This window comes from Flavobacterium hibernum (assembly GCF_000832125.1).
Taxonomy (GTDB): Bacteria; Bacteroidota; Bacteroidia; order Flavobacteriales; family Flavobacteriaceae; genus Flavobacterium; species Flavobacterium hibernum.
Genome location: NZ_JPRK01000002.1, coordinates 69947 through 85632, shown reverse-complemented (window position 1 = coordinate 85632; position 15686 = coordinate 69947). Strand labels below are relative to the sequence as shown.

Here is a 15686-nt window from a genome sequence, read left to right as displayed (position 1 = left end):
TTTTATTAAAACGCTAAATTATTCTGTAACTGTAATAATTTCTCTTAGTCGAATATCTCTTGAAGATGCGCCAATCATAATTCTGAAATCGCCAGGTTCTACTACCCATTTCATATCTTCGTTTAACATTTGCAAGGTTTCTTTGTTAATCTCAAACGAAATTTCTTTTGATTCTCCTGCTTTAAGCGAAATTCTTTGAAAGCCTTTCATTTGTTTTATGGGCTGAGCAATAGAAGACAAAAAATCTCGTACGTACAACTGAACGACTTCGTCTCCATCGACTTTGCTGGTATTTTTTATCGTGCAATACACTTTTGTCGTTTCAGTTTTTCCAAGTTGTTTTTTATCAAATCGTAAATTACTGTATTCAAAAGTCGAATAACTTAATCCGTAACCAAACGGAAATAAAGGTGCTCCGTTTAAATTTGTATAATCGTCTGAACGTCCTGTTGGTTTATGGTTGTAGATTAATGGCAACTGCCCTTCAAAAACCGGAAACGTAATTGGTAAACGTCCAGCCGGATTTTTATCTCCAAATAAAATATTGGCAACTGCATGCCCACCATCTTCGCCCGGATACCAAACATCCAGAATTGAAGGCACATTATTAATCCATTTGTCCATTGTAATGGCGCTACCTCCTACAAGAATCACAACAACTGGTTTTCCTATTGCAGCAACGGCATTGATTAATTCTTCCTGATGTCCTAGTAAACCCAAATAAGCTCTGTCATTAAATTCTCCTTCTTCGATTCCGGCAGCAATTACAGCAACATCAGATTTTCTGGCAGCAGCAACGGCTTCTTCTATTTTCTTTTGCCAATCGTTGTTTACTCCAATATTCCAAACTAATTTGAATTTAGCATAACCTTGCGATTCAAAAAACTCGATTTTAATATCGTATTCTTTGTCTTTTTCAAAATTAAAATCAACCAGTTTTGTCGAGTAGGTTTGGCTTTTCCAATTGTCAATAATTAGTTTTCCGTTCAAATACAAACGGTAACCATCATTCCCTTCAAAACCAATTTTGTAAGTTCCGGCAACTGGCGATTTGATTTTTCCTGTCCATTTTGCAGAATAAAAATCATAGTTAATTTTTTCCTGATCTGGAGAATATAATGTCCAATCAAAATTTATGGCATTGTCTAATCTTGTTACAACAGGGCTTCCGCTTAATTGCACATTATTGAAATACTCTGCAGCTAATCCGTTTACTGTTTTTCCTTTTTCAACGCTGAATAAATTAACCGATGGAACAACGGTGTATTCTTTATTTCTTCTGGCACAACCTTCTGCCAGATTAATCGCAACGGACTTTCCTAACTTCGCTTTTATACCGTCGAGCATATTTACTTTTCCATTGCCGGGACCGCTGTAACCGCCAAGTCTTGCTTCGGTAATATCATTTCCTATTAAGGCAATTGATTGTATTGATTTTTTTAGAGGTAAAACATTGTTATCGTTTTTTAATAAAACCATTCCTTTTTCGGCCGCTTCTCTTGATAATAATTTATGAGCTGGATTTCCGTTCCATTTATTCGTTTCTTTCTCATCGGCATAAGGATTCTCGAACAATCCCAATTCAAATTTTAATCTCAAAACTCTTGTTACGGCTTCGTCGATATTTTTCATATCAATTCTTCCGTCTAAAAATGGCGGTTGAAACAATTTGTAGTGATCGTAAGCGGTTTGAAAAATTACATCTAAACCATTATTGATCGCATTTGCACTCGATTCAGGATAATCTTTTGCAGTATAATGCAATACATTTCCCCCACCAACAGCATTTGCATCTGAAATAATGAATCCTTTAAAATTCATTTCGCCTTTCAGTTTTTTATTTAACAACCAATCGTTTGCCGTACAAGGACTTCCGTTTATGGTATTGTACGAAGTCATTACGCTTCGGCTTCCGCCCTCGTTAAAGCAGGCGCGAAATGGTGGAAACTGATATTCTTCTAAATAACGCTCATTGTAGTCGATTGGATAACTGTCACGTCCGCCGTCTCCGCTATTTGCCAGGAAATGTTTTGGAGTTGTGATGACTCCTCTTTCTTCAAAAGACGACACATAAGCGACTCCCATTTTTGAAGAAAGAAAAGGATCTTCTCCATAGGTTTCTTCTACTCTTCCCCAACGAACATCTGAAGCTATATTGACAACTGGCGATAAAATTTGACGAATTCCGCGACTTTTAGATTCTAATGCAATTGCTGTTGAAACTCTTTTCATCAAACCAGGATCAAATGTTGCTGCCAACGAAATTGACTGCGGAAAAGCTGTTGCTCCATCTCTTACTAATCCGTGCAATGCTTCATCAAAAGCTATAATTGGAATTCCCAAACGTGTTTTTTCGACAAAATACTTTTGCATTTTGTTGATTAATTTTACGGTTTCTTTAGCGTTACTTGCTGCGCTGTAATCTAAAATTTGGTTACTCGCATCGGTACTTCCTTTGGCACTTACCTGAAAACCAAAAATTCCGTTTTTATAATTTTCTGCTCCATCAGACAAATCGCCGGGAATCATGAACATTTGCCAAAATTTTTCCTCTACCGTCATTCTGGATAATAAATCCTGAACGCGTTCTTCTACAGGAAGTTTTGAATTTTTATATTTTGGCATATTTTGCGAAAACAATATTTGTGTTCCAAGAAATAAACCGATTAAAAGTGCTTTTTTATTCATGATGTTGCTTTTGAATTGCCACTTAAGCTTAAATTATTGTATTAATTCTACTCTCTGGATTTTTTACTAAATCGTTTAAATAGATGGATAAAAAAATGTCATCTCCTGCAATTGAAGATGACATTTTTATGTTTTATTAGTTGGTAAGGAAACCTCCCTGACCTCTGTATAATTTTATTGGTGCGTCTAATGTAACTTTGATACAGGTTACATATTTATCTGACGTGTTTTCCGGAAGATCGATATATACTAATCCCGGAACTGCACTCCATGAAATTTTACCTACTATTTTGTGCGTTAGTTTTACATTTGACCCCAAAACTGTAATATCCTGAATTTTATTGTCAAGTCCTTTTAGCATTAATTGCCCCGAAGTTTTTCCGTGTACAAATAAATAAAGTGTTTTTGAATCTTTAGAAAGTGTTGTTGGTCCGTAAAAATGTCCTAACGGAATTCCTGGAACAGTTCCAAAAATACCTTCGCCGTTTCTTCTGTTCCAATCTCCTAATTCTTTCAATGTCGAAACCACTGTTTCCGGATAAGTTCCGTCAGGTTTTGGCCCGATGTCTAACAATAAATTTCCTCCATTTGAAACTGCATCTACAAAAATAGTGATGATTTCATAAGGCGTTTTCCAATTGTTATCGCTCACACGGTATCCCCAATTTTCGTTCATAGTCATACACAATTCCCACCATTTAAATGCTGGACGAACCACTGGAAAGTTTTGTTCTGGTGTATCATAATCTCCATAACCTTGCAAACGTCCGTTAATGATTGTGTTAGGATTTCTGTCCAACATCATTTTACGCGTTTTTTCGGCTTGCCATTCATCTGCACTATGTTCCCAATCTCCATCAAACCACCATAAATCCGGATTGTACCAATCTGAAATTTCTTTGATTTGTCCTTGAAAAAACTTTTGAAAACGTGCCCAACGAGCTGGTTCTTTTTTAATATCATAACGAGATTTATCTTTCAAGAATCCCGGATAGTCGTCGTGTGTCCAATCGATTAAAGAAAAATAAGCACCGCATTTTATGTCTCTTTTGCGTAATTCTTCAAAGAATGGTTTTATCATGTCTTTTTTGGCAGGAGTTGTTTTTACCGAACTCAATTTACCTAGTTTGGTATCGTACATTGCCACACCATCGTGGTGTTTTGTGGTAATTACGGCATATCTTGCTCCAGCATCTTTAATCATATCAGCCCAAGCCGCAGGATCGTATTTACTTAGCGTATAGCTTTTTTGCTGTTTCATATAATCTTCTACAGAAATTTTTCCGTTGTGAAAACTCCATGATTCAGAAACATCTGCAACTGAATAAATTCCGGCGTGAATAAAGATTCCTAATTTGGCATCTTCAAACCATTTCATTTTTTCGGCAATATCTTTTGCAGCAATTTTGTTCTGCGCAACACTTGTAAAAGTTGTTCCAGCGAATAAGGCAGCTAAAATTATTTTTTTAATCATTTCTATTTTTTTTACTGTTTATTAAGCGGTTTTGTAATTAATTTAAACACATAGAGACATAGTTTTATAAGCTCGAAAGAAGGCGTTTCACTTTTTTAAACACACATAGTTTTACCTATGTGAAAGAAACTAGTTTCTTTTTTTTATTCTTTTTAAAACAAAAGCTATGTTCCTATGTGTTAATTTTTTTTTCACCCAAACGGGTTGTTTATTATTTTATTCTAATCGGTATTGATGCTCCTTGTAATCCTGCGCTTTCGGCTTTTACTGTAAATTGTCCTTTTTGACCTTTTTTAGCTTTTACAATTACTAAAACTTTCCCGTTATAAGCAGGTCTTTCGGTACTTTGAAAAGGCACAAAACTAGTTGCATCTCCGTTGTCTGTCGCCACAATTTCTCCCGCTCCTTCTATCGAAAACTTCACTAAAGGTTTTGAACGAGGCACTACCAAGCCATTATTATCTGTTATATCAACTGTTACAAAAACCAAATCAACATCGTCTGCCAGAGCTTCTGTTCGATCTGCTGACATTTTTAGTTTTGTTTCTTTTCCTGTAGTTTTAACAATATCTATTGCCCAAATTTTACCGTTTTTATAGCAAACTACTCTTAGTTCGCCAGGCGCATAAACAACATCATTCCACGTAAGACGGAAATCTTTTCCTGCTTCCATTTTCTTTCTTCCAAGGCTTTTTCCGTTAAGGAACAATTCGCCTTCGGTTCCTGATGTATAAACGTGTACAGGAACAACTTTGCCTACTCTTTCGCTCCAATTCCAGTGTGGCAATATGTGAGCCGTTGGAACATCTGGTCGCCAATGTGATTTGTAGCTGTAATAACGATCTTTTGGAAATCCTGCCAAATCGATAATTCCAAAATAACTACTCCTTGATGGCGGATTGTTTTTTTCTAATTCTGCCAATTTAACTTCTAATTCTTTTTGTTTAGAAGGATCTGTTCTAAAATTCAACAAGTTGGTTTCATCAGAATTGTAAGGTGTTGGCTCTCCCAAATAATCAAAACCTGTCCAAACATATTCGCCTAATAAATGCGGATATTTTGCATTGGTTCTAAATTGTGTGTCTGGCGAACAACCCCAATCAGGAAAAGCTTCATCATAAGATGAAATTTGCCAGGAGGCTTTGTCGAATTTATTGTCAAAGAAATATTCTCCGCGCGAACTTACGGTCGAAGCAGTTTCACTTCCCAATGTTGGTTTATTCTTGTATCTTGGGTCAATATCCCATTTTGGCTGTTGGTCAAAAAAGTAGTTTACTCCCATAACGTCAAGCGCAACGGCTGCTCCGGAAGCTCTTCCTCCATCGGGATCATTATATCCGTTTGACACTGGACGCGTTGGATCTTCTCGGCGAACTATATCCGCCAACTCTTTTGTCAATTTTACGTTTTGCTGATCTGGAACTTCATTCCCGATTGACCAAATAAAAACCGACGGATTATTTCTGTCTCTGCGTACTAATGCCACTAAATCTTTTTCGTGCCATTCGTCGAAAATAGTGTTATAATCTAATTTTTTCTTTCCAATTTTCCAGGCGTCAAAAGCTTCATCCCAAACTAGGAATCCCATTTTATCTGCCAATTCCAGCAATTCCGGCGCTGGCGGATTATGAGAAGTACGCAAAGAGTTACATCCCATTTCTTTCAATATTACCAATTGTCTTTTTAGTGCCGAAGTATTGATCGCAGCTCCCAAAGCACCTAAATCATGGTGATTACATGTACCAAAGATTTCGACTCTTTTTCCGTTTAGAAGGAAACCGTTTCTTGGTGTAAATTCGATTGTTCTAATACCAAAAGGCGTGTTGTAAGTATCGACAACTTTTCCGTCAACACTAACTTTTGTTTGCGCCACATAACGGTTTGGTGTTTTTAAATCCCATAATTTAGGATTGTTTATAATCGAATGAGTTTCTGCTTCTTCAGTTCCATTGGCTTTGATTTCAAGAGTTGAAGTAATTAGGGAACCTACCTTTACTTTAGGAATATCATTAATATCCAGCTCATATAAATCTGTTGTAACAATCGCTTTAACGGGTTTGTTTGTAGCATTATCTACGTTTACTAATACTCTGATATTGGCCGCTTCTTTGGTAATATTTGGTGTTGTCACATAAGTTCCCCAATGTCCAACATGTACCGGATTTGTTTTTACTAACCAAACATGACGGTAAATTCCTGCTCCGGGATACCAGCGAGAATCCCAATTTTCGGTATCTAAACGAACAGCTAAAATATTTTCTTGTCCAAATTTTAAAAACGGAGTCAAATTCATGCGGAATGAATTATAACCAAAAGGCCATGTTCCGACATACTTTCCGTTTAAATAAATTTTGGCATTTGCCATTGCGCCATCAAAATCAACAAAAATTTGTTTTCCTGAATCTGAATTTGGAACTGTAAAATGTTTGCGATACCATCCAATTCCTTTCCACGGTAATTTTCCTGTTTCACCTCTTAATTCAATTCTAAAAGGTCCTTTAATAGCCCAATCGTGTGGTAAATTTAGTTTTTCCCAATTGGTTTCATTTGTCGTTACGGCTTCTAAGTTTTTAGGTTCATCTTTTACCAATCCGTCAGGTTGAGATCCATATCTTGAAAAAAGCCAATTATCATCAAAAGACTGCGTATCTGTCGAACCCATTCTTTTTATTGCTGTATTCTGCGAAAACGCAGACAATCCTATCAATAAAAAAAATAGTACAGTAAGACTTGTATTTAGTGAAGATATCTTTTTCTTCATGTTTGGTTTATTTAGTTATTCTGGTTTGGTTTAGTATTGTTAAGGCATATTTCTTGTGTTACAAGGAACGGTCTAAATGCGTATATCCTCCATCAACATATATTAATTGCCCTGTGGTATGACTTGATTTGTCTGACAATAAGAAAACGGTCATATTAGCGATTTCTTCGGCAGTTGTCATTCTATTTTCAAAAGGAATTTTGGCTGTAATTTCTTTTAATTTTTCCTCTGGATTTTCGAGTGTTTTAATCCATTTATCATACAATGGCGTATAACATTCGGCCACAATAACTGAGTTTACACGGATTCCGTATTTCAGCAATTCTACAGCCCATTCGCGGGTTAAAGCATTACGCCCACCATTTGAAGCCGCATAAGCAGAAGTGTTTCCTTGTCCGGTATCGGCAGTTTTTGAACCAATATTCACAATTGCCCCTTTTGTTTTTTTAAGCTCTGGCAAAGCGTATTGTGCCATTAAATAATAATGAACTAAATTTTTATGAACCGATGCTATAAATTTCTCATAATCTCCACTTTCTAAACCAACACCATCATTTACACCGGCATTATTTACCAATCCATCGATACGTCCGTACAAAGCAATAATTTGATCAACGGCAGTTTTACAAGCTTCAGGTTTAGTTAATTCGGCCACAACAGACAAAGCTTTTCCGTTCTCGGCTTCTATTTCTCTAATAGCAGCTTGATTGTCGGCATCGTCTCTTCCAATTATTACAGGAACAGCACCTTCGGCAGCCAAAACTTTGCAGATTCCGAGTCCAATTCCTTTCGCTCCTCCTGTTACAATAATTATTTTGTCTTTAAGATTAAGGTTCATTTATTCTTTATTTTGGTTAATTAGGTAGTTAGTTTTTTTTTTGCGAAATCTGACAATCAGAATTTCGATTTAAACACATAGAGACATAGCTTTTGAACTGTACACAAAAAGGCATTTCACTTTTAAAAAAGCACATAGACTCTTATGCAATCTCTATGTTGAAGAAACAAGTTTCTTTTTTTATTCTTTTTCACTTTTAAATTCTATGTTTCTATGTGTTTAATATATTTTATCCCAGTTTCAAATTATTCATGCAACTGATAAAAGTTAATAGCATTCTTGCTCCAAAATTTATCCTGATCTCCTTTAGAAAATTTCGAGAAATACTGTTCAGCAATATCACAAGAATCGGCATAAGATGCAGCTAGTAAACTCACCGGCCAATCACTGCCAAACATTAAGCGATCAATTCCAAATGCTTCTGTCACGACATCCAAGCAATACATAAAATCTGTTGCTGTCCAATTATTCCAATCGGCTTCGGTTACTAAACCCGAAACCTTACACATTACATTTGGATATTTTGCAATCGCTTTTATCCCCTTTTCCCACTCGCTAAATTCTTTATTTTTAAAATCCGGTTTTGCCAGATGATCTACAACAAAATTTTGATTGGGAAACCTTTCGACAAGTTTTGCTGCATTTTCCAAATGTTTCGGAAAAATCAAAATGTCGTAGGTAAACTTGTATTTTTCTAATTTCGAAATTCCGTTCAAAAATCTTTCAGACAACATAAAATCAAGATCGGCTTCGGCCTGAATAATGTGTCTGAATCCTTTTAGTTTTTTGTATTTATAGAAATATTCTAAACGTTCGTCAATATTTTCAGCGCATAAATCAACCCAACCTACTATTCCTTTAATAAAATCATTGTCTTTGGCAAGCTCTAACAAAAAGCGTGTTTCTTTTTCGCTTTGGTCGGCCTGTACTGCCACGCAACCATCAACTTGATTTTCTATCAATAAAGGTTTTAAATCTGTAGGCAAAAAATCCTTTTGTATCACTTTCATTTCTTCGGTGATCCAGGCATCTTTTACTGGATTGTATTTCCAAAAATGTTGATGACTATCTATTTTCATGCAAATCGAATATTTTATCCATCATCAGCCATTTTTCGCCCTCTTTTGCCCCAGGTAATGCCTTTTGGTATTTCCACATTAGTTCTTCCCATTTCTGAACTACAGGATTATTGGCATCCATTTCGCCTTTTCTTTCAAAAGTAAAAGTTTCATTTGCCTCAATAATCATAAACAATCTGTTGCCTACACAATAGATTTCAAGATTTTCGATTCCGGAATTAACGATGCTTTCTGTAATTTCCGGCCAAATCTTTTCGTGATACTTTTTGTATTCAGCAATTAAAGTTGGGTCTTCATTTAAATCTAATGCAAGACAATATTTTTGAGTCACCATATTATTGTATTTAAAATTGAAGGTTAAAAAACCTAAAACTATGATTATTGATAAAAAACTATTTAAAACTTAAAAAGGGCTTCGACTCCGCTCAGCCTGACACTTAAACTTTAATTGCATCTAAGGGGTTAATGGTAATATATTATCTCTTAAGTTCAGCAAAAACGAGCAAATCAACTAAATCGTTTTATATTTCCGGAAACGGCATTTTAGCACTATCTGGAAAAAATAAAATTATTGCATTAATACCGTTTATTTTACCTCAAAATTATCATTAATTAAGCTTTTATTATCTTAATAATTAATTTCATAAAAAAAGACTTAATATTTAGCATTTTCTATATAATCTACCGATTTAGAAAAGTATACACATTATTAATAGACCTGATCAAAAAAACTGAGTTGCTTTTTTAGAAAGGAATACTATATTTTATAAACAAGAATTTTACTTTACCTCTTACTATCATTTTTAATGAATTGCGAGATTAAAAGGCTATATGAATATTTTTTAATGAAGAAAAAATTCTACACCAAAGCATTCTTTCGATATTCCTTAGGAGTTGTTCCTATTAGTTTCTTGAACAACTTATTGAAGTTTGAGGCCGTTTTATAGCCACATTCGTAGGCAATTTCAGAAATTCCCAAATCTGTTTCGATTAGATATTTGCAAGCATTTGAAACTCGTATTTCATTTAGATATTCTACAAAAGGTTTTTTGGTTTTGGATTTAAACATTCTGCAAAAAGAAGTTGGCGTTAAATTGGCAATTTTTGCAATCTCATCAAGCGAAATTTCCTCTTTATAATTCGATTTCACATATTGAAAAACTTCGGCAAGTCGGTCATTTTTATTCTCGTCATTGGTAGACACATAAGAGTTATCGTTGATAAACCTAAGATCTTTGCTTTTCGACAAAAGAAACAAAATCTCAATTAATCCCATCACAACTTCAAAACCTTTCTTTTTGAGCAGTTTTTCCATTTTTTTAGAAATCAGCGCATTGGTCTGTCCTGTTATGGATACTCCTTTCATGGCTTGAGAAAAAAACTTTTTAACATCTTGCGCTTCCGGTAATTCATAAAATGAATCTCCAAAAAGATCTCGGCTAAAATAAATTACAATTGCTTTGGCCTTTAAACTATTAATTCCTTTATAAAAAATTTCATCATTAAGCCAAACATGCGGAATATCATCGCCCAAAAAAACCATGTCGCCAGACTCAAAAGATTCTACTGCGTTTCCGATAATTCTTTTACCGTGACTTTCTAAAATGTAAACCAACTCAAATTCCGGATGTGAATGAAAAGGCGACTGAAAAAAAGATTCCTCACGCGAGAACACAGACAACGATGTGTTTGTATAAGAAGCAATGTTAGTCTTTACAATTTTCATTTTCAGAATAATAATGATAATTAATAATTAAATAAGGATAAAATCGAATTAATCGCTTATTTTTTTTAGATATAATTTTAAATTTCCCAAAAAACAAAAATAACAAAAAATTCATATGAGAATACTAAATCGTTTTACTAAGTTTGAAAAAACTAAAAACAAATCCTAAAATGAGTAGCTAATTTTTAAATTTCGCCAAAAATATCAACGTTTTTTTTCTGCGCTTTGCCCTGATTTATCAGCCAATTACAGAAATAATTTAGGCTAAAATAGAGCTATTTTGATTAAAATTTAACCGCGATTAATTAGGCAGAGATTTCTCAAAAAACATTTTAAAATAATTTCAAAATAAATAAAGAAACGCTTTTTTGTAAAACAAAGCCTTTTATTAATACCATACAATTCGTCGTTTTTTACTTCTACTATTTTACTTGTTTAGCAAAAGTTTCAACTAAAATAATGAGATAAAAATTGAAAAAACTAAAACTAAAAACATGAAAAAAAGCCTTTTAATTTTCCTTATTGCTTTGTGCACAAAATCTATCGCACAAACTAAGGCTACCGGAAATGTGGTCGAATATTTTGGTAAGGAAAAAATCACTACAACTGCCGAGGGTACCGTTTTACACGATTTTACGGCTGGTTTCACGCTTGCTACAGACAAAAGATCCGGTACGCTTTTTAACGGTCAAGATGCTGTGGCGTGGCAATATTCGATTGGAAAATTTGTAAATCCAAATAAACAAAAAGGAGATTGGCATCCTATAAAAGTAGATTCGGTTGGAGTTTTTAGTGGGAAAGAAATGAGATCGGCTTTTTTATTTACAGAATACAAGGCTTCAAAAAGTCAAATTGTACTTCTGGAAACTACTGGAGGAACACGAACCTATATAAATGGTTTTCCGCACGAAGGCGATCATTATGATTTTGGATATACTTTGATTCCGTTTAAACTTCATAAAGGCATTAACGAATTTGTTTATACAAAAGGGCGTTTTGGCCGTGTGAAGTCTAAAATTATAGTACCATCAAAAAGTATTCAGTTTACCAAACGCGATATGACGCTTCCGGATGTTATTAATGGCGAAAAAAACGAAAAATGGGCTTCGGTTCGTGTTATCAATGCAACCGAGAAAGACCTGAAAAACCTTGAAATCACAGCAAAATTATCTAGTGGCGAAACTGCAAATTATGCAACAGATAATATTATGCCGCTGTTTGTTAGAAAAGTAAAATTTAAAGTTCCGGATGCAAAAGCAAATTATTCGGGCGAACTTACCATAGAACTTACGCTTACTGATAAAAGCGGAAAAGTAATTGACAAAACAAAATTCCCAATTCAGCAACGCTCTGCAACCATTCATCACGAGCGCACTTTTTTAAGTAAAGTCGATAATAGTGTACAATATTATAGCATTGCACCTGCATTAGGAACTGGACAAAAAGCTCTAATTCTTTCAGTTCACGGTGCTTCTGTAGAGGCACGTAACCAAGCAAGAGCTTACAAACAAAAAGATTGGGCGCATATTGTGGCTGCAACAAATCGTCGCCCTTTTGGATTTAATTGGGAAGATTGGGGACGAATTGATGCACTGGAGGTTTTGGCCGAAGCCAAAAAAGTTTTTAATACTATTCCGGAGCAAACCTACTTAACAGGTCATTCGATGGGCGGTCACGGAACTTGGTTTTTAGGAACTACTTATCCTGATAAATTTGCTGCCATTGCACCTTGCGCCTCTTATCCTGATATCTCAACTTATGGTTCTGACAAGGGCGACGAAATGCACGATATTTTTAAAGCTTATGGATCGATCAAACGTTCGGCTAACTCTGGGCGTATTAAAAGTTTGGTACAAAACTTAAAACAATCTGGTGTTTATATCCTTCATGGCGATGCAGACTCGACTGTGCCAATTTCGCAAGTACGAGAAATGCGTCAGATTTTAGGAACTTTTCACCCTAACTTTTGTTATTACGAATATCCGGGTGGCGAGCATTGGTACGGAGATCACTCTGTAGACTGGTTTCCTATTTTCGAATTCTTTAAGCGCCAAACGATTCCTGCCAATAAAGAGGTTAAAGAAATCGATTTTCATACCGCTACTCCAGCCGTTTCGGCAACAGATTATTGGTTAAAATTACAACAGCAAATTCGTCCGTTTGATTTTTCAAATATTAATGTAAAACTTGACAAACAGCAAATTACCGTTAAAACAGAGAATGTTTCGATTATGGAAATTGATTTGCCTTCGTTACATTTAAATGGCGAAATTACGATCAACATCAACGATCAAACCTTAAAAATAGCTGCTGACAAAAAAGCAATTTTGGCTCTTAAAGAAACAAAATGGGGATTCATTGATGCTATTAATACGACTGAAAAATACGCAGAACGTCAAGGCGGATTTAAGTTTGCTTTTAACAACAATGTCGTTTTTGTTTACGCTACAGGAGGTTCGGCCTCAGAGCGCGAATGGTACTTAAACAGAGCTCGTTTTGATGCTGAGACTTTTTTGTATAAAGGTAACGGAAGTATTGATGTGGTTGCGGACAGTGAATTTTCTTTAGAAAAATATAAGGACAGAAATGTGGTGCTTTATGGGAATGCTTCGAACAATCGTGCATGGAAATTATTGTTAGAAAGCTCTCCTATTCAAATTGATAATCAACAAATAAAAGTTGGAGACAAAGTACTAAAAGGAAATGATCTGGCTGCTTATTTTGTTTTGCCAAGAAAGGACAGTAAAACTGCTCTTGTAGGTGTTGTAGCCGGAACTTCTGAAAAAGGTATGAAGGCAACTTGGGCAAACAATTACATTTCCGGAATTACTGGTTTTCCTGATGTAATGATTTTTAAAGCTGATTTACTTTTAAATGGTTTGCCAAATATGCAAGTAAGTGGTTTCTTTGACAATAACTGGTCTGCTAAAACATTAGAATTCAATCCGTAATAGTAATAAAAATAAGGTGCTAAAAATGGTAAAATCATAATTTAATACTCTTAAAAAAGTGTTTAGCATTAATTTACTAATACGATTTAGCACTTCGACAAAAAACAATTACTTTTAACACCAAAATATTGAAATTCAAATAAACGATATTGGTTTACAAACAGAAGTACAACCTTTTAAGAACCAATAATAAAAGAATTAAGTAAAAGATGGAAAAAAGATTTGCAATAGCTATGGATGTTGGCGGTTCTCATATTACTTCTGCAATTGTTGATCTAAGTGAAATGAAAGTTTTTGAAGAATCTTTGTTTAAGGTTTCTTTTGATTCTAATTTACCAACCGCAGAAGTAATGGATTTTTGGGAAAATGCCATTCGCACTTTATTAGAAAAATCAGAAGTGGGCAAATTATCAGGAATAGCTTTGGCTGTACCAGGGCCTTTTGATTATGACGATGGAACTTGTTGGATTAAAGATCAGGACAAATACGAGAATTTCTACGGACTCAACATAAAAGATTTATTGCGAGAACGTTTTGATTTTGATCTGGACTTTCCGATTGTTTTTGAAAATGACGCTACAAGCTTTGGAAAAGGCGAAGTTTATAAAAACATGGAAAACCTTCCAAAAAATGTAATGGCGATTACTTTGGGTACAGGACTTGGCGCTTGCTTTATCGAAAACGGAAAAATTGTAAGTACTGGTACTACCGTTCCAACAAATGGCGAAATATGGGATCTTCCTTATAAAAATGGTATTGCTGAAGATGCTGTTTCTTTGAGAGGTTTACTCTCAAATTATCAAAATCTAACCGGTATTCAAGCCAATAATGGGCTCGAATTATACATTTTGGCTATAAACGGAGACAAAAAAGCCTTAGAAGCTTTTCATTTATTTGGAGAGGATTTGGCCGAAATTGTGCTTCCATGGTTAAAAAGTTTTAATGCAAATATGCTTGTTATTGGAGGAAAAATAGCAAATGCCGGAGATTTATTTTTGAATTCTTTTAGAGAAAAAGCAAAACAATCCGGAATCGAAATTGAGCTTATACTCTCAACAAATAATGAAACAACTGCTTTATTAGGGGCTGCAAGTTTACTTTATAAAGCTTAAAATAAAAATGATATGACAAATCGTAGAAATTTTCTAAAAAAAACGGCAATGGCATCTGCTGCTGTTGCATTTGGTTCTTTTGCAGGACGAGCAGAGGAACTTAAAGAACAAAATGAACTTCCTGACGGAAAGGTGCGTAAACCAATTGTGCTTTCGACATGGCGTTTTGGCTTGCAAGCCAATGAAGCTGCCTGGGAAGTATTAAAAAACGGTGGTCGTGCCTTAGATGCTGTAGAAGCGGGTGTAAAAGTTCCTGAGGCTGACCCAAAGGAAAGAAGTGTTGGTTATGGCGGACGTCCTGATCGCGACGGACGTGTTACATTAGACGCTTGTATTATGGACGAAATGTCTAATATTGGTTCTGTAGGTTGTCTGGAATTTATAAAGCATCCTATTTCTGTTGCGCGTGCAGTAATGGAAAAAACGCCTCACGTTATGCTTGTGGGCGATGGAGCTTTACAATTTGCATTATCGCAAGGTTTTCCTAAAGAAAATTTATTGGTTCCGGATTCTGAAAGAGAATGGAAAGAATGGCTAAAAACTTCTGAATATAAACCAATTGCTAATATCGAAAATCACGATACGATTGGAATGATTGCGCTGGATGCAGCTGGAAATCTATCAGGGGCTTGCACCACTAGCGGAATGGCTTTTAAAATGCACGGTCGTTTGGGCGATTCGCCTATTATTGGAGCGGGTTTATATGTTGATAACGAAATTGGAGCTGCAACTGCAACTGGTCATGGTGAGGAAGTTATTAGAATTGCCGGTTGTCATTTGGTGGTTGAATTAATGCGACAAGGAAGATCTCCGCAAAAAGCCTGTGAAGAAGCTGTTTTAAGAGTAGTAAAACTGATGAAAAACAGAAAAAAAGACTTAAAAGATATTCAAGTTGGGTTTATTGCCTTGAATAAAAAAGGCGATTATGGTTCTTATTGTGTTCAGAGCGGTTTTAACTACGCCGTGTATGATGCAACTGGAAATCGTTTAATTGATCCCGATTTTTACATCAAATAATAAAACTATCAAAACCAAAAAAAAAAAGACTAAACAAGAA

General features: G+C 35.2%; 10 protein-coding genes. 3 read left to right on the top strand and 7 right to left on the bottom strand.

What is annotated here, in order from left to right; translation table 11 throughout:
- Positions 1-18 precede the first annotated feature (18 nt).
- From IW18_RS00435 to IW18_RS00405, 7 genes are all read right to left on the bottom strand, one after another.
- Positions 19-2688 (bottom strand): glycoside hydrolase family 3 protein, encoded by a 2670-nt coding sequence (locus tag IW18_RS00435; protein ID WP_041515617.1) that lies wholly within the window; start codon positions 2686-2688, stop codon positions 19-21.
- Positions 2689-2824: 136 nt separating this feature from the next.
- A complete protein-coding gene (locus IW18_RS00430) occupies positions 2825-4162 on the bottom strand; it encodes an alpha-L-fucosidase (protein WP_041515616.1) in 1338 nt (445 codons plus the stop codon).
- A 211-nt stretch (positions 4163-4373) separates the two neighbouring features.
- Positions 4374-6923 (bottom strand): beta-galactosidase GalB, encoded by a 2550-nt coding sequence (gene galB, locus IW18_RS00425; protein WP_041515615.1) that lies wholly within the window; start codon positions 6921-6923, stop codon positions 4374-4376.
- Between the two features lie 58 nt (positions 6924-6981).
- Positions 6982-7761, bottom strand: coding sequence for an L-fucose dehydrogenase (locus IW18_RS00420; protein ID WP_041515614.1), 780 nt, complete (start codon positions 7759-7761; stop codon positions 6982-6984).
- A gap of 245 nt (positions 7762-8006) precedes the next feature.
- Complete coding sequence (locus IW18_RS00415) at positions 8007-8840, bottom strand: amidohydrolase family protein (protein WP_041515613.1); 834 nt, start codon at positions 8838-8840, stop codon at positions 8007-8009.
- Positions 8827-9174, bottom strand: a complete 348-nt coding sequence (locus IW18_RS00410; RefSeq protein WP_041515612.1) for an L-rhamnose mutarotase — start codon at positions 9172-9174, stop codon at positions 8827-8829. The genes IW18_RS00415 and IW18_RS00410 overlap by 14 nt, the downstream gene beginning before the upstream one ends.
- Before the next feature lie 525 nt (positions 9175-9699).
- Positions 9700-10566 carry an AraC family transcriptional regulator gene (locus tag IW18_RS00405; protein ID WP_041515611.1) on the bottom strand — a complete coding sequence of 289 codons (867 nt, stop codon included), beginning with the start codon at positions 10564-10566 and terminating at the stop codon, positions 9700-9702.
- A 494-nt stretch (positions 10567-11060) separates the two neighbouring features.
- On the opposite strand from IW18_RS00405, the gene IW18_RS00400 reads away from it, so the two are divergent.
- The 3 genes from IW18_RS00400 to IW18_RS00390 all read left to right on the top strand — a co-directional run bounded on the left by IW18_RS00400 (position 11061) and on the right by IW18_RS00390 (position 15646).
- Positions 11061-13517: a carboxylesterase family protein gene (locus tag IW18_RS00400; protein WP_052480021.1), complete on the top strand. Its 2457-nt coding sequence runs from the start codon at positions 11061-11063 to the stop codon at positions 13515-13517.
- Positions 13518-13726: 209 nt separating this feature from the next.
- Positions 13727-14629, top strand: a complete 903-nt coding sequence (locus tag IW18_RS00395; RefSeq protein ID WP_041515610.1) for an ROK family protein — start codon at positions 13727-13729, stop codon at positions 14627-14629.
- 12 nt (positions 14630-14641) lie between these two features.
- The gene (locus IW18_RS00390; RefSeq protein WP_041515609.1) at positions 14642-15646 is read left to right on the top strand and encodes an isoaspartyl peptidase/L-asparaginase; all 1005 of its coding nucleotides are present in this window, start codon (positions 14642-14644) and stop codon (positions 15644-15646) included.
- Positions 15647-15686 lie beyond the last annotated feature (40 nt).

Bases quoted from the DNA above. Each gene is read 5' to 3' on its own strand.
- IW18_RS00420 (WP_041515614.1), bottom strand. From the start codon at position 7,761: ATGAACCTTAATCTTAAAGACAAAATAATTATTGTAACAGGAGGAGCG.
- IW18_RS00415 (WP_041515613.1), bottom strand. From the start codon at position 8,840: ATGAAAATAGATAGTCATCAACATTTTTGGAAATACAATCCAGTAAAA.
- IW18_RS00390 (WP_041515609.1), top strand. From the start codon at position 14,642: ATGACAAATCGTAGAAATTTTCTAAAAAAAACGGCAATGGCATCTGCT.
- IW18_RS00405 (WP_041515611.1), bottom strand. From the start codon at position 10,566: ATGAAAATTGTAAAGACTAACATTGCTTCTTATACAAACACATCGTTG.
- IW18_RS00430 (WP_041515616.1), bottom strand. From the start codon at position 4,162: ATGATTAAAAAAATAATTTTAGCTGCCTTATTCGCTGGAACAACTTTT.
- IW18_RS00435 (WP_041515617.1), bottom strand. From the start codon at position 2,688: ATGAATAAAAAAGCACTTTTAATCGGTTTATTTCTTGGAACACAAATA.
- IW18_RS00395 (WP_041515610.1), top strand. From the start codon at position 13,727: ATGGAAAAAAGATTTGCAATAGCTATGGATGTTGGCGGTTCTCATATT.
- IW18_RS00400 (WP_052480021.1), top strand. From the start codon at position 11,061: ATGAAAAAAAGCCTTTTAATTTTCCTTATTGCTTTGTGCACAAAATCT.
- galB (WP_041515615.1), bottom strand. From the start codon at position 6,923: ATGAAGAAAAAGATATCTTCACTAAATACAAGTCTTACTGTACTATTT.
- IW18_RS00410 (WP_041515612.1), bottom strand. From the start codon at position 9,174: ATGGTGACTCAAAAATATTGTCTTGCATTAGATTTAAATGAAGACCCA.